The sequence below is a fragment of the Nitrospira japonica genome, from assembly GCF_900169565.1.
GTDB classification, from domain to species: Bacteria; Nitrospirota; Nitrospiria; order Nitrospirales; family Nitrospiraceae; genus Nitrospira_C; species Nitrospira_C japonica_A.
Genome location: NZ_LT828648.1, coordinates 3008730 through 3029325, shown reverse-complemented (window position 1 = coordinate 3029325; position 20596 = coordinate 3008730). Strand labels below are relative to the sequence as shown.

Annotated in this window: 17 protein-coding genes; 6 read left to right on the top strand and 11 right to left on the bottom strand. The window is 56.5% G+C overall.

Annotation, left to right across the window (positions count from 1 at the left end):
• The 7 genes from NSJP_RS19875 to NSJP_RS14400 all read right to left on the bottom strand — a co-directional run bounded on the left by NSJP_RS19875 (position 1) and on the right by NSJP_RS14400 (position 4755).
• Positions 1-129 (bottom strand): hypothetical protein, encoded by a 129-nt coding sequence (locus tag NSJP_RS19875; protein ID WP_269457678.1) that lies wholly within the window; start codon positions 127-129, stop codon positions 1-3.
• Between the two features lie 76 nt (positions 130-205).
• Positions 206-406, bottom strand: coding sequence for a hypothetical protein (locus tag NSJP_RS14425; RefSeq protein ID WP_080887570.1), 201 nt, complete (start codon positions 404-406; stop codon positions 206-208).
• A gap of 134 nt (positions 407-540) precedes the next feature.
• Complete coding sequence (locus NSJP_RS14420; RefSeq protein ID WP_080887569.1) at positions 541-1692, bottom strand: zonular occludens toxin domain-containing protein; 1152 nt, start codon at positions 1690-1692, stop codon at positions 541-543.
• A complete protein-coding gene (locus NSJP_RS14415; protein WP_080887568.1) occupies positions 1692-1967 on the bottom strand; it encodes a hypothetical protein in 276 nt (91 codons plus the stop codon). The genes NSJP_RS14420 and NSJP_RS14415 overlap by 1 nt, the downstream gene beginning before the upstream one ends.
• Positions 1964-3187 (bottom strand): hypothetical protein, encoded by a 1224-nt coding sequence (locus NSJP_RS19350; RefSeq protein ID WP_155970255.1) that lies wholly within the window; start codon positions 3185-3187, stop codon positions 1964-1966. The genes NSJP_RS14415 and NSJP_RS19350 overlap by 4 nt, the downstream gene beginning before the upstream one ends.
• A 122-nt stretch (positions 3188-3309) precedes the next feature.
• Complete coding sequence (locus tag NSJP_RS14405; protein WP_080887567.1) at positions 3310-3600, bottom strand: hypothetical protein; 291 nt, start codon at positions 3598-3600, stop codon at positions 3310-3312.
• Between the two features lie 120 nt (positions 3601-3720).
• Complete coding sequence (locus NSJP_RS14400) at positions 3721-4755, bottom strand: replication initiation factor domain-containing protein (RefSeq protein WP_080887566.1); 1035 nt, start codon at positions 4753-4755, stop codon at positions 3721-3723.
• Positions 4756-6906: 2151 nt separating this feature from the next.
• On the opposite strand from NSJP_RS14400, the gene NSJP_RS14390 reads away from it, so the two are divergent.
• Together NSJP_RS14390 and NSJP_RS14385 are read left to right on the top strand one after the other, a co-directional pair.
• Entirely contained in the window at positions 6907-8982 is a 2076-nt protein-coding gene (locus NSJP_RS14390) for a TonB-dependent siderophore receptor (protein WP_197685425.1), read from the top strand.
• Positions 8983-9033: 51 nt separating this feature from the next.
• Positions 9034-10263 (top strand): PepSY-associated TM helix domain-containing protein, encoded by a 1230-nt coding sequence (locus NSJP_RS14385; RefSeq protein ID WP_080887563.1) that lies wholly within the window; start codon positions 9034-9036, stop codon positions 10261-10263.
• Between the two features lie 172 nt (positions 10264-10435).
• On the opposite strand, the gene NSJP_RS14380 is transcribed toward NSJP_RS14385, so the two are convergent.
• Together NSJP_RS14380 and NSJP_RS14375 are read right to left on the bottom strand one after the other, a co-directional pair.
• Positions 10436-12499: a TonB-dependent receptor gene (locus tag NSJP_RS14380; protein ID WP_080887562.1), complete on the bottom strand. Its 2064-nt coding sequence runs from the start codon at positions 12497-12499 to the stop codon at positions 10436-10438.
• A 497-nt stretch (positions 12500-12996) separates the two neighbouring features.
• A complete protein-coding gene (locus NSJP_RS14375) occupies positions 12997-14166 on the bottom strand; it encodes a sialidase family protein (protein ID WP_172834362.1) in 1170 nt (389 codons plus the stop codon).
• 551 nt (positions 14167-14717) lie between these two features.
• Here NSJP_RS14375 and NSJP_RS19345 point away from each other — a divergent pair.
• The 3 genes from NSJP_RS19345 (at position 14718) to NSJP_RS14365 (ending at position 16871) form a co-directional block, all read left to right on the top strand.
• On the top strand, positions 14718-14879 hold the full coding sequence (locus NSJP_RS19345) for a hypothetical protein (protein WP_155970253.1): 162 nt from the start codon (positions 14718-14720) through the stop codon (positions 14877-14879).
• Between the two features lie 332 nt (positions 14880-15211).
• Positions 15212-16291, top strand: coding sequence for a Kelch repeat-containing protein (locus tag NSJP_RS14370; protein ID WP_080887560.1), 1080 nt, complete (start codon positions 15212-15214; stop codon positions 16289-16291).
• The gene (locus NSJP_RS14365) at positions 16281-16871 is read left to right on the top strand and encodes a hypothetical protein (RefSeq protein ID WP_080887559.1); all 591 of its coding nucleotides are present in this window, start codon (positions 16281-16283) and stop codon (positions 16869-16871) included. The genes NSJP_RS14370 and NSJP_RS14365 overlap by 11 nt, the downstream gene beginning before the upstream one ends.
• A gap of 527 nt (positions 16872-17398) precedes the next feature.
• Here NSJP_RS14365 and NSJP_RS14360 read toward each other — a convergent pair.
• Both NSJP_RS14360 and NSJP_RS14355 read right to left on the bottom strand, forming a co-directional pair.
• A complete protein-coding gene (locus tag NSJP_RS14360) occupies positions 17399-18061 on the bottom strand; it encodes a hypothetical protein (protein WP_080887558.1) in 663 nt (220 codons plus the stop codon).
• A 69-nt stretch (positions 18062-18130) separates the two neighbouring features.
• Positions 18131-18586 carry an SRPBCC family protein gene (locus tag NSJP_RS14355; protein WP_080887557.1) on the bottom strand — a complete coding sequence of 152 codons (456 nt, stop codon included), beginning with the start codon at positions 18584-18586 and terminating at the stop codon, positions 18131-18133.
• A 287-nt stretch (positions 18587-18873) separates the two neighbouring features.
• Here NSJP_RS14355 and NSJP_RS14350 point away from each other — a divergent pair, with 287 nt between their 5' ends.
• Complete coding sequence (locus NSJP_RS14350; RefSeq protein ID WP_080887556.1) at positions 18874-20160, top strand: hypothetical protein; 1287 nt, start codon at positions 18874-18876, stop codon at positions 20158-20160.
• Positions 20161-20596 lie beyond the last annotated feature (436 nt).

The following is a 20596-nucleotide window of genomic DNA, read 5'->3' as shown; positions in this document are numbered from 1 at the left end:
TCAGGCGCGCATCAGCCGCATCACCCAGATGATGGCTGATGCGGTGAGGGCAATACCGATGACGGCGGCCCCCCAGGCGATCACATCGGCCGCCATCATCGAGCCTAATTGATTGATTTGTGTCACCATCTCTCTCCCTCTACATGCTTCTAAGAGGACTGACGCAACCGGCCGGCCTGCGCCAGTCTCTCAGGGCCGTCCCGTGTTACCGTACCAGCGCTTTCACGCGCTTGTAGGCAAACACAGTTAACGCCACGCCGATAAACGCGACGCCCCAGGCAATCAAGTCCGTCTTGACGCTGGCAATCGTCGTCGTCGATGTCGCATCCACCGGGAACACCTGCGCGAATGCTGGCAGCGCCATCAACACCAGGATCAGCACTCCCACTCCGACTCGTGTCTTCATGGCCGTCACCTCCTTTCCGTGCCCTACTTTGTCCCTCCCAGGAGGAGCTTCACGATCACCCCGACCGTAAACCCGCCGAGAAAGAACGCGGCACTCCAGTACACCATGGCATCGATCACCGCTTGCGTCATGACTTAGGGCAACCCTTCCGTTCCTTGACCCATTGCCTCATGCGTGGGATCGCTCGTCACGAGATCCGGCGACTCGCCGACCGACTGACCCACTCGTGCCGATGTCGGCGCGACCAATAGATCCGTGCGAGTCGGCAGCCGACTGGGTGCGAGAACCGGCTCGGGCCTCGACCCTGCGGACACCGACGGAGTCGACGCAGTACCGCCCCAGAGCACGCCCGATCCCTTGAGGACTTTCACGCCTCGGGACGTGACCGCCTGAACCGTCCCGCCGGATTCGGCCGCAATCTCATCGAGCGTGAGCAGCCGGCCGTCGTCGGTGATCCACAACCATTCGTCTCTCCCATGTCGCGGATCGCTCATCCCGCCCTGAATCCGGATCGGCCGCACGACCGGCAGCGGAGCTGAGGGCTCGTGCAGCTGGGATGTCACGTGCACGGCCGCGAGAGAAGCACTGACGGGCGGTGGCGGGAGTGCCGTGCCTTTCCCGAAGGTCCCGCCGCCGAAGACAAACCAGCCCAGGGCCGAACACAGACCGAGCGCGCCAAGGATGATGGAAGGAGAACGCAAGATCGAACGCACGTGCCGCACCTCCTTCGTGGGTGTCGCATAGGATCCGTAATAGGCGTAGACCGTCGGCTCATAGGTGCCCGTGAAGCCGCGAATGACTTCGATTTCCTCCGGATTCCCACGCACAAAGGCCTGATAGCGATTTTTAAACCCGAAGCGATCGAGCCGGCGAAACTTCGTCGTCATTTCGACCACGCGCGTGACGCCGGAGGTCACCTGGCGGTAGTCCTGGCAAATCAGGAGCACATCGATGCCATAGTGCCGATGCGTCTCCAGCCAGCGGAGGATCTCCCCATTCAGTTTCTGCTGCGCGCGGAAGACGGTCTGGCACTCGTCGATAAAGACGGCTGAACCGGGATCCACTTTGGTGAGCTGATCCAGGACTTCGGCTCCAGACGACCAGACGGTGATTTGGTTCTCTAATTCCTCTAGCGGTCGGCCTTCGAACTTGGCGAGTCGGTCGAGATAGAAGCCATCCACATAGACATAGATCCGGCGGCCCTTCCGGACCCAGGGCAAGAGATACTCGGCCACCGCGTGATAGCTCTTGCCGGCTCCTGGCACGCCCTCAAGGAGTTCAATCATTAGGAGCCCCACCGGACAAACGGGACCGATTGCAGGGTGAACCGCACGAGCATGGCGGTCGCGATGATCGCCACGGCTTGCGCCATCCCCGTCGCCCCCAGGATCCAGGCATATTGGGCCGGAATCACGGGGACGGTCAGGCTGCCCGTGCCGATGGAAGTTAAGATGCTATCCGCCGGCCCGAGCACCGAATCCCAGGCATTGAGCGCAATGTCCGTGAGCTTCGCGAGCAGATCGAGGAGCCAGCAGTAGATGAGATTCAGGATGGCGGTCATGCGCCTCCTACGAAGATGATCCGATAGGCCGCGAACCCCGCTCCCGCGATGGTGAGGGTTCGCAGGACCGTAAAGACGGCGGCCCATTGATTGAAATCGACCTGATGGGTGCCCCAGGTCGCCGAGGTAAACGTGATGATCGGCAAGGCATCGGGCCAGGTGAGTGTCTGCAGAATGGCGAGCGCACTGAGCAGCCCCGAGCCCTGCCAGGTCGTGATGTGTGCTTGGAGGATTGACCCGAAGGAACGGGCATCATGGTCGGCGCCGCTACAACTCACCGAGGCGCTCTCCTGCGTGGCCTCCGTGGTGGAGCCATCCGGATTGGTCGTGGTCGTCGTCGTACTGGTGGTATTTTGCGTGGCCGGGACGGTCTGGGTGCCGGCGGGTTTCGGGGCATTCGGATCCACCACGGCATCCGTCGGCGCCACTTGACCGACCGGCTTGACCGTCGTCGGGATCTCGGTCGGCGAGACCGCCGTACTCGTCGTCGTCGCCGCAGGGGTCGCGGTCGCGCCTTGTCCGAGCGGCGTCGTGTTGCTCTCAATGGATTTCGGATCCGAGGCCGGGAGTGCGGCGACATAGTCCTGAATTTGTTGCGGCGTGGCCACGCCCACGCCGGACCGGACGAGATTATTTGACGAGGCTCCGTCATAGACATAGCGGAACGTCTGCACACAGCTGTTCCGGCCACTATTCCAGGCTTCGCCCAAGTTCGAGAACCACGCCAGCGGAAACGCGACCGGTTGGACATTCAATCCGCACGTGGCTTGGGTCTTGCCGGGGATCGCCACGGTGACAATCTGGGCTTGTCCCGCCGTACAGCTGGGATAGAGACAGGATTGGGCCGTTTCCAGCGCGGCACCGTTGGGAAGGACGAGGCCCGTACCGGTCTGCAAGTTGGATGGGGCCGCCGCTTGCTTGACCGCCTGCAGTTCCGTATCGCTGTAGTGCATCTGATAGAGGGCCAAGCCGACAGACACCCCGAGCGCGGCCCAGCCGATCGGCCCGGTCACGAGCCGCACGGCCACCGAGGCCGGTGAGGTGACCGCCGCCGCTTGGGCCACCGTCGAGAGCAAGGCCGCCCGGTTGGCCCCGAGATAGAGGAGTTTGGAGGAGTCCGTGGCCACCCGGACATAGCCGGTGGCACTGACCAAGGCGAAGGCCGGGGTGACGGCCCAGACCCAGGCCATCACCCCGATCAGGAGCAGATACAGGCTCAATGCTACGATCGCCCCACTCCGATGCCGGTCATGAACAGGAGGATCAGCAGGCAGGCGAAGAGAAACTGCTCGGCGATCCCCGGATCGGTCCATGTCATGCCTGTCTCCCTTCATGATTGGCTCTACTTCTCCGGGCCCTTGGCCCCAGGTGCCACGAGTCCCGGCTGATAGCCCGTCACATCGAGAAACCGTTGCCCTTTGAATTCCCGCAGATTCACTGTAATCTGACAGGGCTTCATCTTGTTGGCCTCCATGAGCTTGTAGAGATGCTCATGGTCTTCGGACACGCTCGCTTCGAGGGTGGACGTATCCTCCTCGAAGTAGAGCACGGCATTGCGAAAGATCCGTTTGCCGTCTTGACTGGGTCGGGATTTGACCCCCATGACCACACAGTGCCCCACGAATCTGGACATCTCAGCGCTCCCTTCCGTCCCACCGGAACCAGCCTTGCTGGAGGTGGGACCATAAAAAGACGAACACGGTGCCACAACTCCGACACCGGCCCCGCAACCGAGGCCCGCACATGTAGAGCCTTAGGGTGCCGTGCTCGCACAGCCGGCAGCGAAGCCGTCGGTCGGCTTCCACCACCGGACCTTCTTCAGAACTTGTTGGGCGTCTTGGCCTTTGGCCAAGAGCGCGTAATGCTTGGCGCGCCATCGTTCCACTCCTTCGATAATGGTGCTGACTAACCAGCGTTCACCGGCTTCCGGATGCACACACAGCAACCCCAGCATGGGGGAGAGGCTTTTCGCCGCCCATTGCTTCACGTCTTCGATCTTCTTCACCGCCTTCACCACCTCCAACTTGGCCCGCTGCATGCCCTCGGTCAGGGTCTTCCACCAGGGTAAAAGGGGGGCGTGGTAGCGATCTTTGGGATCATCGGCCCGCGTGCAGTCTCGGAAATCGAGGGCCGTACGGAACACGCCGACGATATAGGCCTGAAACCGCTCCTGATCGAGGACGGACAGGGCCAAGCCCACGGCCTGGGCCCGTTCGTCTTTCCATTCCATTTCCCACCGGACCCACGGACCCTCCACCACGATCCCTTTGCTCTGCTGTTGGGCCGCTTTATCGTAGATGCGCAGGTAGGTATCGGACTGCCGGGACCCCATGCAGAGGGTCTTGCCGGTGTCCGCGCCAGACCCCACATCAAGGCCGGCAATGAGCTGTGATTTGCGGAAGTGGGACACACAGTGGCCGGCCACCACGGCAACATAGATCCCGTCCACATCGATGATCCCACTGCGATCATCGAGCGCCACATCCAGGCGTCCGAAATGCCCGTCTTTCGCGAAGACCCATTGCGCCACCGCCTGAAATTGTTGATAGGTCCAGCCGCTGAGTAGTTCTTGCGAGAGATCCACGTGCACTTCCTGGGGGGCCCGTTTCGCACCGGTCCCGATGCGGCCGTAGCCGCCGGTCTGTCCGCGACAGATCCAACTGCGTCCATAGCCGAGAAAGCCTTTCTCATCGGCCACCCAGTCGCCTCCCATGAGCGTCATCACTTCATCGACAATCGCTTGCGGAACCGTGAATCGCAGCCAGCCAACCAAACAGGTCCAACTCATGAACGCCTCCGTGTACTCGGTTGGAATTTACGCCCCCGTTTTACCGTTCGGGGGCTGTTCGACCCCGCGCGCCGCCGGCTGGCGCCGCCGGCAGCGCCGGACTCATCAGTGCTTCCCACAGGAGCTTCGAAGCGTCGTTCACCATTGAGGGTCATCGCGCGGCGCACGTCATCGAGATCGAAGAGCGCTGTGCGACATAACCACTGCACGGGAATCTCTTTCCTTCGATAGGCCCGCTGGACAGACTTGACACTGACTCCGAGGGCGCTCGCCAATTCTTTCACGTTCAGCAATGCCTTCATTCGAATCCCCCTTCTCACGCACGAGGTTGGCGCGGAGCTTAGTAAATTCATGCTCTACTGAATAGAACCCTGTTCAGGCCAGATGTGTCCTGCTAGGGACAGCTAGGGACATCGGGGTGAATACAAGCGGAGAAATAAAGCAGAGCATTCCGAAATAAATCAAATGACGGGACTAGGGCTGGAGAGGCAACGCAAAGACCAGATGAGTTAGGTTCGAGCGAAAAAAGCCGAATTTTGACGACAAATACGTACCGGTACTAGGGTTAGAAGCATCTGAGGAATAGGGCCGGAAAAGTTACACGATTTGCAAGCCTGAGAAGTATCAGCTATCTAGTCATGAGTGATTGCTTGTGCTTTCTTGTGCAGAAGTCTCTTGGTCATTCGTCGTCATTTGTCTGTAGACAAGCTATAGCGATCAGCGTATAGGTGGCACGTAGCGTCTTATGATTTCATCTCGAAAGCACGTTTGTACCGTCCTTGCGGGCTTTGTGGTCCTGCTTTATGTCGCCCTCGCAGGGTTATCCACTGGCTGCCTCTTTACTCATACTGTATCGAATGTCGGACATAATCATCATAAGCAAAACTCCTCTCATTCAACACTCTGTGCCTGGTATTGCCAAGCGACGTCCCATGCAGCGCTGATTTCTCAACCTCCGTCCGTGACGGCTAAGACGGTTGGGTTTCAAGAACTGCTACCGAGGACCATAATCACTTCAGTCCGTCAGACCGAAAGAATTCACCCCCGCGGTCCCCCTCTTCAGCCTTCCACTTAGCAGAAATCTTCAACGTTTGACCTAGCTGCAATTACTTCTCATGGGTGGCACGTCGCCACCGAGGAACTGATGATCAGATTCACGTTTATTATTGCGTCCTCTCCAAATCTCTAGAGAGAACATCTGTGGGCGGAGTCTGTAAGGGCAAAACAAGAAGTGATGGATGCTGTTCGTTCCCAGGTCCGGGAGTTGCGCACTCTTCTTCCGGATCTGTCCGGGGTGCCGGAGGTGCCTCCCTCCGGGCCCCGGCCCTTCAGGGACGCTCGAAGCGGAGGCCTTCTGGTAGTCAACGCCGGACATAAGGATACGTGGTGACGGACCTTCTGCGGTATTTGCATAGGCACACCCGAGAAGGTCGGAAAGCCTTACCTGTTTTTTTATTAGCCTGCCTCCTCATCGGCATCCGCCTCATCGCTGGAACCATCTCGGAAGCCTGCTTTTTTGATCTTGAGCTAACGGCAGATCGTACGGTTCATCTTCATAGTGCGAATGATCATGCGCATTGTAATCATGGACGATTTAATGTTGCGCCATTGGTGGCGTGGGCCTGTTCAGTCTGCAAAGATGTCAACGCGTACACGCTGCCTGAAGTTCCTCGCCTACCGATCCTCGTATCGTTCTTCGTGCCATTGTTCCTACTTGTCGTCTCCTTTGGCCGCCGGCCGCTGATTGCTGCCCACGGCCGCGGTCCTCCGTTCCTCAGCTACTAAGTTCAACTGACCAGATTGCGGGATCCACCCTGACCTTCCGCCGAAATGGCGGCAGCCAAGGGTGTCATACGTTCGGATCGGCACGAATCCGAGTCTGCCGAGCTGCGCCATGGTCCCGTGTTCAGCATGACCGAATGAGCTCCGACGCGAATCGGACGCTGTGTAAAGGAAATTATGCCTCGACCTATCCGACCGTCCGTTCATTTTCTCAGCTTGAACCGTTCCCTTTTTATCTCTTCAACACCAGGCTCGAGCCGAACTCTCCTACTGGCGGCGCTGGTGGCAGGCGGTTCGGTTTACATCGCCGCTGCGACCGGACTGTATGCACAGGAAGTTCCGCTGGGCGACGGTCCGGCGGATCGCGCTATGACTGAAATGACGCCGGACGCGATGGAACTCCCGGAAGTGCATGTCATTGATGTCAGGACGCCCATCTTTCGCGATCAGGATGCTCCCGATGATCCCAGCTATACCCGCGAGAACGCATCTACAGCCAATCGCAGCAACGTGCCGATCATGCAGACACCCATCGCCGTTCAGGTGGTGCCCCGCGCAGTCCTCCGGGACCAACAGGCAATCCAGATCGGTGATGCGGTCAAGAATGTCAGCGGCGTCTTTCCGGGCTTTACATTCGGCGGCCTCGCCGAAGAATTCATGATTCGTGGGTTCAATACTGGGTACGTGTCGTACCGTGACGGATTCCGCGTTCCCGCTGTCCGGCTTAGTTTGGCCAACATTGAGCGAGTCGAAGTAGTGAAAGGCGCCGCAGCGAACCTCTACGGTCGCGTCGAGCCGGGGGGCATGATCAATCTGGTCACTAAGCGGCCTCAAGCGGAGTCCTATTATTCGCTCCAACAGCGTTTCGGCTCCTATGCCGAGTATCAAACACTTGCCGATGCGACCGGCAAACTAAACCAAAGCGGCACGCTTCTCTATCGGATCAACTTTGAGTATTTGAATAAGGAGTCCTATCGCGACTTTGGGTTTCATACTCGAACCTTCGCCGCTCCGACCGTGACCTGGAGAGTGACAGAGCGGACGCAGCTCGACGTCGATTTCATGTATTCAGGAGAAGGGACGCGCGAGGATTACGGCATCGTGGCCCTTGGGACGGGGCCGGCGCCACTCCCGAGGTCTCGATTTTTAGGGGAACCGACGGACAAGGTCCGGATGGACGTTTACAATTCCGTCGCTAGCCTGACCCATGCGTTCACGGCTGACTGGCAGGCACGCGCCCGCTTCAACTACTTTCGGAGAAATGTGGGCGATCCCCAAACATTCGGGACAAGCCTCAATGAGCTGACGGGCGAGTTGCAGCGGGGCTTTTATCGGGGTAATGCCGTGAACAATACATACATGGGCACGGTCGATCTCACAGGCAAGTTTGTCACCGGGCCACTTGCTCACAAGATGCTGGCCGGGTGGGAATACTATGGCAACTTTGCAAAGGTTAACTCCATCAGCGCGGACGCATCCCCGATCAATATCTTCACTCCCCAGTACAGCACCAACAATCAATCGCTGCAGCCCTACAATTTTTTCATCGATCAAAAGGTTGATTGGACTGGTCTCTATGCGCAAGACCAAATCACGCTCTTCGACAAACTGCACCTCTTGGGCGGCGGACGCTATGACTGGGCATCACAAGGTACCGGCACCGCGTTCGGCACCGATCAGTCGTTGGCGTCCGCAGCAGCCGCCGTGAAGACGATCAATAACTCACGCTTCAGCCCGCGCGCGGGGATCGTCTATCAGCCGTGGGAGTGGTTGTCCTTCTACGGGAACTACGCCCAATCATTGGGCGCTGCCAATGCCGCGTTCGACGCGTCGGGGAACACGCTCAAACCCGAGATCGGGGAGCAGTTCGAGGGCGGCGTCAAGACCTCGTTCTTCGGGGGACGGCTCCATTCCAGTGTGGCGGTCTATCAGTTGACCAAGCAAAATATGGCCGTTCCCGTGGCAGGCCTGCCGTTTTCGACGCCCATCGGAGAAGCCCGCAGTAAGGGCATCGAAGTCGACGTATCCGGACAGATTGCTCAGGGGCTCAGTTTGGTGATGACCTATGCCTATACGGATGCTCGATCCCTGACCGGCGATAACGAAGGCAAGCGGCTCTGGAATGTTCCGACGAACGCTGGCAGCCTCTGGGCCCGCTATGAACCGCAGGCCAGACTCTGGCAAGGCCTCAGTCTTGGAGCCGGTGTCTTTGTCCAGGACAAGCGGGCGGGCGATAACACAAACACGTTTTACCTACCGAGCCAAGCGCGCGTCGACGCCATGGTTCGGTATCGGCCGTCAATTTTGGAATCCCGGCTGAGCTTTCAGCTCAACGCCTATAACCTGGCAAACGATTACTTGTACGGTGGCACGCTCAACGATCGCTTTTCATTGAATGTCGATATCCCCCGCATGTTTATTGGTTCCATTCAATATGCCCTGTAGTTTCAGTGCTGAGGGAGTTCTTCGTGGTGTGTCTGGAAAACGAGTGTATCTATGAAATCTGAGGCCGGCGTGTCACCAGTGAACCCTCCAAAAGGAGGGATGATTGAAACCGCATCAAGAACGCGAAACCAAGCGAATGCCTGGCGTACGCGCTGGCTACGGGTTCACTTGTGGCTAGGGCTATCTGTCGGGGCCTTGCTGGTCATCGTGGGCCTGACCGGGAGTGTACTTGTATTTATGAACGAGTTCGACGCCTGGTTAAATCCCGCTCTGCTAACGGCGGTGCCGTCCGATAGTCGATCCATTCAACGGCCGCTGAACGAGATTATCGCGGCGGCCGAGCGTATGGTCGAGCCTGAGAGCCGAATCCTGGCGGTCATGGGCCAACATGGGCGTGAGGGAGTGTTCTCGATTTCCTACATGCAGCCTTCCTTGGCTCAGCGACGCGTCTTTGTCGATCCCTATACGGCGACCGTGACGGGCACGCGAGAATTTGGGACCCACGAGGTGGTACCGGCCTATCTCATCGAGGCGGTCTTTCAACTACACTTTACGCTGCTGTCCGGCGAAACCGGTCAAACGATCGTAGCGATCGGGGCGTTGCTGCTGCTCGTTTCAATCGCCACGGGATTCATCCTTTGGTGGCCGCTCACTGGCAAGTGGCGGCAGGCCTTTACCATTCGGCGACCGGCAACTGCCGTCAGGGTCACCTTTGATCTGCACAAAGTCTTTTCGCTCTATCCGTCGCTAGTCTTGGGCGTCGTGCTGCTTTCAGGTGTGTCCATGAATCTGCACGATGCGTTTGTGCAGGTTATTCAATGGCTCTCCCCCGGCACGCGCGGCGCGTCGGCACGGCTGCTGTCATCACCCTCCCGTGGGAGGTTACCGATCGGAGTGGTGAAGGCATGGGATATCGCAACGAGCCGATACTCCGGCGGAAATCTCTATGGGATCTTTCCTCCTGAAAGTTTGACAGGTGTCTATCTGGTAGCTTTTCGTCAGGTACCAGAGCTGAGTGCCTTTTGGTCGGAGCGGTGGATCGTCATCGATCAGTACAGCGGCGCCATCCTGGAGGCGCGCGCCCCCGATATGAGGCGTACGGCTGGCGAGTCGTTTCTGGATTGGCAGTGGCCGCTGCATTCCGGACAGGCATTCGGCTGGCCTGGTCGTCTTGCGGTTTTTGCCGCCGGACTGGCTTGTCCTGTGATCTTTGCCACAGGCGTACTCATGTGGAGCCGCAAACGCCGAAGTCGACGAGGCCGCATCGCTAATGATCCTTGAAAACAATCTTGGCCATTTAAGCTGATCTCGTGTGTGGAATAAAGGAGCTGATCATGTACTAAACCGATCGGGAAGCCTCCGACCCCTCGGAAGCTTCCCTGCGGTATTCGCAATCTATCTTTGACAAGCCTTCTTACAGTTCGCAGTGGACCTGATTTCACTAATTGGTCATCTATAGCGTGAAATTTATACCCCCGAAGAATTGCCGGGGTGCCCCCATCCAATTGGCGCCGACGATCGAGACCAGATATTGATCGTTGAGAATGTTTTCTCCGATGACGAATGCGCTGATGTTCTTATATATGGGGTACGAACCGCTAACATCCAGAATGAACTGATTGCTGAGCTTGACCGTATTGTCCGTTGTCGCATAGATGTCTTGGAGTGCTCGCATGCGAAAGGCGAAATCAAGCCCCTGCGGTTTTCGATACCGCAACGTTGCCGTCTCAAAATTAAGTGGGATATTCGGATTGCGATTGCCCACCACACTGGGATCGAGCGGATTCGACGTGATGGTCGAATCCGTATAGGTGTACCCAAAAATAACCGACCAGTACTGTGCCAGGTCCACCTCGCCCATGAGTTCGAGCCCACGACTCCGAAGCGCGCCCACATTGAACCATTGTTGAGTGAACACAGGAAAGAAGCTGATAGTGATCGGTGTAATGGCATTACTGACCTCATTCCAAAAGACATTGACTTGCCCCTTGAATCGACCAACATGGACATCGAGACCCGTGTCGCCACCCCACATGGTCTCGGGACCTAACTGAGGGTTGCTCAGCAAGCTAAATCCGGTCGCTATAAAATTGTAGTGGAGCGCATCAAGCGTGGGCGCTCGAAAGGCCCGATACACAGCGGCCCGGATGGCCAAAGGTTCATTTATTTCATAGCGTGCCGCGAGTTTAGGATTCAGCTGTACCTTGCTCTCGTTCGGAAAGTTCGTGGTTCCGCCTGGAGAGGCTTCCTGCTTGGACGCATAGTTGCTGTAGAAATCCATCCGCAGACTGCCCAAGAGTTCCAGCTTCGGTATAGGAAAGACGCTGGCTTGGCCGAATGCACCCACAAACATTTGATTGCCATACCCGTTCAGAGTGGTGGGACTGGCTCCGGGCGCGCTATAGAGTTGCGCGCGGTCGACACTCTGGATTTGCCGAAAGTCCAATCCTAGCTGAAAGGAACGAAAGGTCTCATTCAGCTCCCGTGAATACTGTGTGTAGCCGCCGATGCTGGTAACGGGGATCTGATGCAGATTTGAAAGAAAATCTGAGTTCCGGTCCCCTGGTGTCACCAGGGAAGGATTGTTCGTCGTAAACTGCTGCTGTAAATAGAACACATTGGCCTCGAACGTCTCCGGCTCACTTAATTTCCACGTTCCTCCCGTTTGGAAGTTCACCGTATTCTGCTGATTATCGGCCAGCGCGCGGCCGACGTTTTGACTGCTGTTATAGTAGTTGGCTCGGCCATACCATTTGAAATCTGGCGATTGATAATCCGCTTTGAATTGCACATTCGCATTCGCACTGCTCGCATTTTGATCGATGGCCCCACGCATGTCCGCTTGTTGTGGTGTATAGCCCGCGGTCTGGTTGTAATTCACATTCGCGCTGATGCCAAAACGATCATTGATCCGATCGCTGACATAGGTGTTGCTTCGAATCGACGCATTCGATCCGCCCAGCAAGCTTTGGCTCACCGTTCTCGGTTGGGCATTGCGAGTGATAATATTGATGACGCCTCCCATAGCGAAATTGCCCCACAAGCTTGACGCGCCTCCACGGACGACCTCCACTTGTTCAATCGTCTCTTTCGGCACCATGTTCCATTGGGTGTATCCGAAAAAGGGATCGTTCAGAGGAATGCCATCCACAAGGACCAGCGCCCGAAGCTCACCCAGGCCTCGCATTCCCGGTAGGTTGCCGGTCGGATGTTGCGTGAAGCTATTCAGAAACGGCATGTTGATACCCGGAACGGTGCGGAGAATGTCGTCCGTGCCCAGAGCGGGCGCATCCTTGATGTCCTGTTGAGTCACTACCGAGACACTCACGGGAATATCGGACAGCGACCGTTGTGTTCGCGTCGCCGTGACGACGACGGGATCGATGTTCATGACGTCCGATTCCTGCGCGGGAACGGAACCGGACTCCTCCTGGGCCTGTACCCTTACAATAGAGGCCGATAGGAAAATCACACTGGTTAACAATGCGAGCGATACGAAGTACACATGGCTTTTCATTACACCCTCCTTAGGCACACGCGACGTCCAACTCGTCGGCAAGTTTTGCCCAAGCGCGCAAGGTATGGCCCACGCGAGCTCATGGCCTGCCGAGGAATGGACTGTGGAAGTTAGACGCTAGGATTCAGAGAGGTGCGGAGGAGGGCCTCGCATGTCCGGGAGTATTTCGGCTCCCGTGTGCTGGCCTTGATTCAATACAATTGGAATGGCCGTGAGGACTATATCGGGCAGGGTGCGGCCACCCAGACTGATGATCGCCGGCGACGAAGAGAGTTGGCATGACCAGTTGCATAAGGTCGTGTGGGCAGATGAGTGGGAGTCTGCATGAGCGTGGTGATGATCATCCAATGTTGCGTCGAGCGAGCACGCTGCGGAGAGCACCAGCAGCAGGGCATAGACGGCCACTGAAACCGTTGCCCAGGCTTTGAAGCAGCTCGAGGCATTTCCCCGGCGCTCTATCGTAAATATGGCGTCACGCATTCGTGTGGCTCAACACGCTATTTGTGATCGCTCAGACGCTCGAGCAACACCACAATTCGATTATTCGGCCAGACGTGTTCGTTCCAACTGAGGGCCACCTGACCGGACTCATGAATCGCCACGGTAGGGAATTCGGCATTGGCGCCCGTGCTGAGCGTTTGAAGAGAGCCGAATGTACGGCCACGATCAAGCGAGACGCGCATCACGATCCGCTTGCGAACGCCGGTGAGTTCTTCCCACACCGCCACAACGGCTCCAGTAGGGGCCACGGCCATCCGTAATTGATCCGGAAGCGACGTGGTCGAGGCATGGAGTGACACGGGCGTCGCGAAGGTTTGTCCCTGGTCATCAGACACGGAGAGGAACACCTGGGGGTGCTCGTCGGTGCCTTCTGTGTACCAGGCTACATATAATCGGCCGGCCCCATCGAAACCAATGGAAGGACCTCGGTGAGGGCACGCCGGGAACACCCATTTATCCTCGTGTACTCGGATGGGAGCCGAAAACGATCGCCCCTGATCAATCGATCTGGCAACCACGATATCCCGAACGTTGCCTTCAAATGTCTTCCGCCAGGCGACCCAGATACTTCCATCGGGCGCTTGCGTGAGCATGGGACGGCAGCAGGGACACGCCATATCATCGATAGCGACGTTCGTCTCCACACCCTTCCCGCCATCATGAGAGCCGCCAAAGACCGCTCCGGCCCCGCTCTTACTTTTGTGACGATTATCCAGCCACGCGATGTTCACCCCGCCTTGCCGATCCACCAGCACAGACTCGAATCCGTGGCCAATGGGTTGCTTATCGTCATTCACAAGAATCGGCGGTTCGAAGGTCCGGCCTCCATCCACCGATCGTGCCAATCGCAGATCAGAAGCAAATGGCGCGTCAGACGCTTTGGCCGTCGACCAACTCACAAAGATTCGGCCGTCCTGCCCGACGGCCAGGCCGGGAGCTTGATGTAGCGCATTTGGCTCGGCCTCCTTGGGATTCACCTGTACCGCCTCTTGATGGAGATCTTGAGAGACTCGCATCGTTTTGACGGATCGTGCGTCACCGCGTTGTTCGAGCCATGCGGCATGGAGCGTGCCGTCCTTGTCGAACTGAATGGCAGGAGGCGACAATTGATACGTCCCCTCGACAAGTGTACGTTTCGCTCCGCTTGCCATTTCCGACTCAGGCATGCCTGCCAATGAATCCCAACTCCGGAGGCCGGACCAACAAAGGACAATAAGGCATAGCGGTATAACGTGATAACGCATAGGTCCCCTACCGTAATACTGTCGTGAACGATGGGGGCGATTCATCGGCATCTCCTCATAAGCAAGAAATATTTCAAGACCACGTTCTGTTGAACAAAGTCATACCTCAGGCTTGGTCTAAAGAAGATAGCAGCGCCATACTCATAGGAAGATTGGCACGCTTGCCAATTCTTCAGAGGAATCAGTTACGTCAGGTGCTGAGATTGTACGAACGGAAAACGTGAGTTTAAACCAGGAAAGGAGGACCACGGACTGCGCAGAGATGTGCGGCAGGAAACGGATTGCTGGGCGAACTCCTATACTCAACACGACCGAGAAGTACGAGCTCACGAAGAAGTAGAATTACCGACGCTGCATCGACCTGGCCCACGGCACACGTCAGTGAACACAATGCGCTGGCGTGACTGTCTTGATGGGCTTGGTGATGATGGGAAAGATCTGAGCTGGAGTGATAGGACGCCAGGACCCCAGCGATGATCAAGCTGAATGCCAAGAGGCTCGCGACGCTGAACTTTATAAAACAGCGCACCCTACCTATTCCTCTGAAATGGAGGAGCGGATGGTACGCAAGTATCGTCGGGGAAGTCAATATTGCCGGCTATTTAAGGGCGCAGGTCACCCATGAAGGAGATTAAGGGACGTGGTGAGGGTATGGGGACCAGGCGAAAACGAAGGGTATTGGAGGAATTAGCTGTGCTGCGAAAGGCTATTGTCTGATGAAGAAAATCGCACCTAGCTAAAGGGCTCCTGTCCTCGCTTTCGCTATTCCGACCTGAATATCACATCATACTGTGGCTATTTAATAGCACCTCAACAAACGTTGGAGCTGAAAATGTCCCCTCCGCAAGATTGTTCCAGTGTTCAAAGCTAATGACACTTTTCAGGTTGTTGAAGAAGGTCCTCCAAGTGGAAACTAATTTTTGCTGTGAAGAGCGATTGATATAGGCAACTACATAACTTAGAGTGAATGCAATCAGACATTGAAAGGAATAGTGATATGCAAGCTCTCCTATTAATGTTTCTCATGAGCTTCCTATCTATCCTTAGCCCGGCCCAAGCACAGACAACAGGCAAATGGGTTAAGGGCGCCCCATTTCCCCAGCCGTCCGAAGAGTTAGTTGGCGTCTCGTCCGGGGGCAAGTTTTACGTGCTCGGCGGACTTGGGCCAGGCTGGATCCCTCAAGGCCTCGTGTATGAGTATGAGCCGACCATCGATAAGTGGACCAAGAGAAAGGCAATGGCCCTACCGTCGCATCACATAGCTATTACTGAGCTAGACGGCAAGCTCTATGTCTTCGGCGGCTTTGTGCCGCCCCACTCCGGACCGCCCGCGTGGGTGCCGATCAACAATGCCTGGGAATATGACCCGACGACGGACCGCTGGAAGGCGCTGGCGCCTATGCCATCAAAACGAGGATCCGCGGTTGCGGCAAGTGTGAATGGCAAGATTTATGTGATTGGGGGTGCAGCACCTCATCCGGGTTCCCAGGAAACCTCGCTCCAGCCAGGACGGCCTCATCGCTCGGTATCCACCGTCGAAGAATATGATCCCAAGAACGATTCCTGGTCAGTGCGCTCGTCCATGCCCACGGCTCGCAATCATGCGGCGGTCGGAGCAGTAAATAGCAAGATCTACGTGATCGGTGGTCGACTCGGCAGCGCCTTCATTTTCACCGCCAGCAATACGAACGTTGTCGAGGAATATGATCCCGCGACTGATCAATGGGGCTTGGTGAAAGCACGGATGCCGACCGCACGGAGCGGTGGAGCTTGGATGGTATATAGGGATCGGATTTATGTTGCCGGCGGAGAGCACCAGGATGAGCATTTGATGGCGGCATTTCGCGCGCTTGAAGCCTACGATCCCGCGACCAATAGTTGGGAAGATCTACCGAAAATGCCAATGCCCCGACACGGCCTGGCCGGTGCCGTAGTCGGTGACCGCCTCTACCTTGCGAGTGGTGACATTCAATCCGCAGGAATTACAGGCATGCACGTGGTCACGGACGCTCACGATATCTTTGAGTTTAGTAATCGTGAGAGGTGATGCTATTACAGATTTATCTGATACTCAATATAAGCTCGCTGAAGCAGAGTTCTTCCTAGCCCAGTTGAAACGCAATCATGGCAAGTTCAATAAGTTCAACTTCTATTTGAGTGCATTCATCAGCGCGGCCCGTTCCGTCTATTGGATTATGGTCCGCGAGTATAAGGATGTGCCTGGTTGGAATGAATGGAACAGAGAAAAGGGAAGGACGGCGAGTGCTGAAGTACAGGACCTTCTTCGACGCACCACTAAAATGCGGAATTACACTCAGAAGGTGGGTCCTATAATGGCAGAAATCGTTACAAAGATCGGTCTGCCGAAGATGGAAATCACACGACTCAACAAGCTCGGTCCAGGGAGGATCATGCTGCAAGGCACGATGCAAAACTGTCGTGTGATTCACCTGAACTCAGCTGGAGAGATGGTCATCTTTCAGATGGTAACGCTAAAGAAGTTTGGGAGGGTTGAGCCGAAATTCTTCCCTCACAAGGACACGCTTGAGGAATGTAACAAATACTACAACCTGCTGGCTGAAATCGTCAAAGAGTGCACGGACAGATTTAAGATACCTGACCAATAGAAGAGATTTTATCTCTCCGCAATAAGTTAAAGGTTGCTGTGTTGCACAAAGTGACGAATTCATCATCAACATCGAGTGAAGCTTATGAAGGTAAACAGGGAGTAGCTCAATAACCAGTAACGAGAAACCCTACGTGTTCCCGGCGTGTTCTCGTCAAAGCAAAAACCACCTAAACTCACCTGAATTCGACTGAATAAAACTCAGCAATCAAAAAGACGAAAACTCGCTCCGAAGCGATGTTGTGCTGTGCTGAAGAGCGCTCGTACGACAGTTTCAGAAAGGCTTAGAAGGCTGATGCTCTATCCGACTGAGCTACGGGCGCATGCTTCCGTCTTGGCGTGACGGAGTGGTCGCCGTTACGGCCTACGCTATCGAGGGATATTTGTGACCGTTTTGGGAGCTTGCGTCAAGTACCAGCCTACCCGTCCGTTTGCTGGGCGATGTCGGCACACCTGCTGGAGGTTTGGTGGGCGGGATTTAACTTCTCCCCACCCACCAATCAAAACCTGAGCCGTGACTGAGGAAGGTTATTCGGTTGCCCGAGCTAATTGTTTGATGGTCGTCACAGTGCCCATATCGGAGGCTTCCACACGCACCTTGTCTCCGACCTTAAAGTTGCAATCCTGTCCGCCGACCATGAAACCGGATCCCTTCGCCGTGTCTTCCTTGGCTTTGGGATCGGTGGTTCCGACTGTGTCCTTCAATTTACTCGGGTCTTTGGATAGGGCACCGACTTCGTCTTGAGTGCCGCTTTCGTGCAGTTGCTGCATCATTTCCTGTTCGGAAAGCACGCGCCCTTTCGCCGCATGCTGTTCCATGAAGGCCGTCGGTGGGATCTCCTGTTTTTCTTTACTGCTCTCTTGCCCGCTGGAAGTCTTAGCGGGACCTTTTCCCCCCGCGCAGATCTTGTTGGTGTCCTTTGTAACCTTGAGGCTGATGTCTTGGCCGCGGTCTCCATGAACGGTGAACTGTTCGCCTTGAATCTTCGTGATCTTGCCGATCACCATGTCGGGTCCGCTCATGACCACGTTCGACGATTGACCATGTGGTCCTAGGCCGAGTCCTTGTTGACCCTTTTCGTCTGACGTTTCGCCTTTTGCTGTTCCTTCGGCTGCCTGCGCGGCGGACGTTCCGAATAGGAGCACCATGCCGAAGAGCCAGCGACTGTAATTGATCCACGTTCGTTGCATGCGTCACCTTTGGTCAATAGGGTGATGTAGAAATCGGTCGTTCATCGCTACCGCTGTGAACCGCGGGATTCAGGAATGCTGGATCGAGCCTCTCCATCCACCGGTTTCCCGTCCTCTGGTTTCAATATACGTCTTGAACCGTTGGAGATCGCCGATAATCCGCTGGGTGACGATACCCACCGCGTCGCCTACATGTTCAACAAACCCCTCCGGGTCGTACTCCATTTGCAACATGATCCGCGATTGGGCATCGGAGAGACGGTGAAAGGTGACGACGCCCGCCGTACCGACTCCATTCCTGCTGGTCCACGCGATACGTCGATCCGGAACCTGTTCCGTGATTTCGGCATCCCATTCCTTTTCCTTCCCTCCAAGCTCCGCCTTCCAGTGAAGGCGTCGCTCGTCGAGTTGAGAGACCTGCCGTACACCCTCCATGAACCGTGGAAATTCTTCAAACTGAGTCCATTGGTTATAGGCCGTCCGGACGGGTACGTTGACGTCGATCGACTCTTCAATCCGCGACATAGGATTGCTCTCCTCTGTTTGTGGTGATCCGATTCGGAAACTCTCCGTTCTTTTTCAGCCTAGCTTCGAGATGGAGTCAGCGCTACTAGGAGATGCTCGCGATTGGGCGTACAGTTGCCGGGTTTTTCAAGGGAGACCGTATGTCGTGGAGAGTCCACTCTAGAAAGGCCTGGCACGATCGTGTTACACCGATACGGCTGGGTGAATCTCCAGGTCTATACATTCCTCCCTCATTCGACGGGGGGGTAGCACGAACTGGGGAAACTGCGTATTCTTAGCCGAGCGTTATGGTACTGTTTGTCATCTTCGTCACATTGTTCTTGACTGCCTGCTCAAGCAGCGGTGACACATCTCCACAGTCAACCACCGTCGTGGAACCGCAAACGCCGACTCAACCGGGCGTTCCGCCGCCGGGCAACCCGAATCCCAATCAACCGACCACGCCGCCGCCGACACCTCCGTCCATACCGCCGGCCAGCGGACGGACGCCGTTACCTCCTTGGTTGTCCTACTGCGATGATGCGGGGTGTCGTAACCAAAGCCCGGCCGTCATCTCTACCTGCGGCGGAACGTGCCGAGCAACGACGATCATCCCGTCGGTCGACGGTATTCGGATCAGCGGCCTTGCGTTCCCCATCATCGGAGCCTCACCGGTATTGGTCAGCGGATTCGCCGATGTCTTTGCCACGGTGTACCCACAAGGCCCGGGTGCGTTCGTGACCGTGCCCTACGCGCCGTCAGTCGTCCTGTCCACCGAGAGCGACGTCACAATGACCTGGTACGAGTTACCGCCTGTATGGGGTGGCGTCACGCCTGTAGACTTCGTGACCGATCAACGGACCGATCCCGCCACAGGCCTCCGAACGGTGTTTTATCGACAGGCTTCGTTTCAAGCCGGCAATGCGGGGACGGAGATTTTTACGAACGCCCTGGCAATTCAGTCTGCGGAACGGAGATTGACAGGAGTCACATCGGATCCGATCACGGCCTTGGTCATGCCCACCGAACTGGCCACTTCAGAGCACGGAGAGGGAAATTTCAGCTATGGCAACGGTGTGATCACGGCGAACTATGCCCATCCCCTGTATTTCAACCTGTTCGGCGGGCTGGTTCCGACTGTGACGCCGCGAATTGCGCATGAGATCGCGCACGAGCTCTTCAACGAGATCTCCGGTTCCTTTGGCGGAAACTATTCTTGCTTCAACGAAGGTCAGGCCGACGCGCTGGCCTACAGCTCCGGATTCCTGCCTCTGGATCAATTCGGACCCAGGGGCCTTCGAGGTATCGAATATACCAAGGGCTGCGATCAGATGAGCGAAAGTCACGATGTCGGCAATTGTTACTTCTGGCCGCTGTTCCAAGGCGGGCATTTGACCCCGCAGTTTTGGGAAAAGCTCTACCATCCCAAGCGCTCCTACAATTTCGACAGCTGTTCGCCGACGAACCGGCGGACCGGCAACAGCCTGTTCGTGATGTTCACTGATGCCACCGGTGGAGCGGACCTACGCAGTGCGTTCGACGCCTATCACATACCGCATGCCGCGACCTATGCCGACGCCTTAGCGGAACTCTGACGCAGACGTGCGGGACAATTTCCTCTTGCGTCATGCCCGCGAACGCGCGCATCCATCTCTGTATTAAGACTCACGGCTGAGGAGAAAACCTTGGCTGGATTCACGCGGGCACGACAAACTTCAGTACTTTGGATGGCCAACTGACTCTTTATCGGGTGCCTATTAAATATGGAGACGAAGCGCTGCAGAGAGAAGGTTATCGAAAAAAAGTGGCAGGGAGTCGCTACAACATAGCACTAAAGGTGTTTATCCGCAGGCGGTAAGTACGGTAAAACGATGGTGAGCCTGCGGCCCACACGAAGTGCGGTTTGGTCGGGGCGAGAGGATTTGGCCTTCGGCCCGGCGTCTTCGCTGACGGTCGCACACATCATGAGCGACCTTTTCCTCCTGGACGTCGGCGCTCAGCCGCTTCAAATCCTCACGACGATCCATTGAT

Excerpts from the sequence above, each read along its gene's own strand:
- NSJP_RS19875 (WP_269457678.1), bottom strand. The coding sequence starts at position 129 with ATGGTGACACAAATCAATCAATTAGGCTCGATGATGGCGGCCGATGTG.
- NSJP_RS14425 (WP_080887570.1), bottom strand. The coding sequence starts at position 406 with ATGAAGACACGAGTCGGAGTGGGAGTGCTGATCCTGGTGTTGATGGCG.
- NSJP_RS14420 (WP_080887569.1), bottom strand. The coding sequence starts at position 1,692 with ATGATTGAACTCCTTGAGGGCGTGCCAGGAGCCGGCAAGAGCTATCAC.
- NSJP_RS14415 (WP_080887568.1), bottom strand. The coding sequence starts at position 1,967 with ATGACCGCCATCCTGAATCTCATCTACTGCTGGCTCCTCGATCTGCTC.
- NSJP_RS14405 (WP_080887567.1), bottom strand. The coding sequence starts at position 3,600 with ATGTCCAGATTCGTGGGGCACTGTGTGGTCATGGGGGTCAAATCCCGA.
- NSJP_RS14400 (WP_080887566.1), bottom strand. The coding sequence starts at position 4,755 with ATGAGTTGGACCTGTTTGGTTGGCTGGCTGCGATTCACGGTTCCGCAA.
- NSJP_RS14390 (WP_197685425.1), top strand. The coding sequence starts at position 6,907 with ATGACTGAAATGACGCCGGACGCGATGGAACTCCCGGAAGTGCATGTC.
- NSJP_RS14385 (WP_080887563.1), top strand. The coding sequence starts at position 9,034 with ATGAAATCTGAGGCCGGCGTGTCACCAGTGAACCCTCCAAAAGGAGGG.
- NSJP_RS14380 (WP_080887562.1), bottom strand. The coding sequence starts at position 12,499 with ATGAAAAGCCATGTGTACTTCGTATCGCTCGCATTGTTAACCAGTGTG.
- NSJP_RS14375 (WP_172834362.1), bottom strand. The coding sequence starts at position 14,166 with ATGCCTGAGTCGGAAATGGCAAGCGGAGCGAAACGTACACTTGTCGAG.
- NSJP_RS19345 (WP_155970253.1), top strand. The coding sequence starts at position 14,718 with ATGATCAAGCTGAATGCCAAGAGGCTCGCGACGCTGAACTTTATAAAA.
- NSJP_RS14370 (WP_080887560.1), top strand. The coding sequence starts at position 15,212 with ATGCAATCAGACATTGAAAGGAATAGTGATATGCAAGCTCTCCTATTA.
- NSJP_RS14360 (WP_080887558.1), bottom strand. The coding sequence starts at position 18,061 with ATGCAACGAACGTGGATCAATTACAGTCGCTGGCTCTTCGGCATGGTG.
- NSJP_RS14355 (WP_080887557.1), bottom strand. The coding sequence starts at position 18,586 with ATGTCGCGGATTGAAGAGTCGATCGACGTCAACGTACCCGTCCGGACG.
- NSJP_RS14350 (WP_080887556.1), top strand. The coding sequence starts at position 18,874 with ATGGTACTGTTTGTCATCTTCGTCACATTGTTCTTGACTGCCTGCTCA.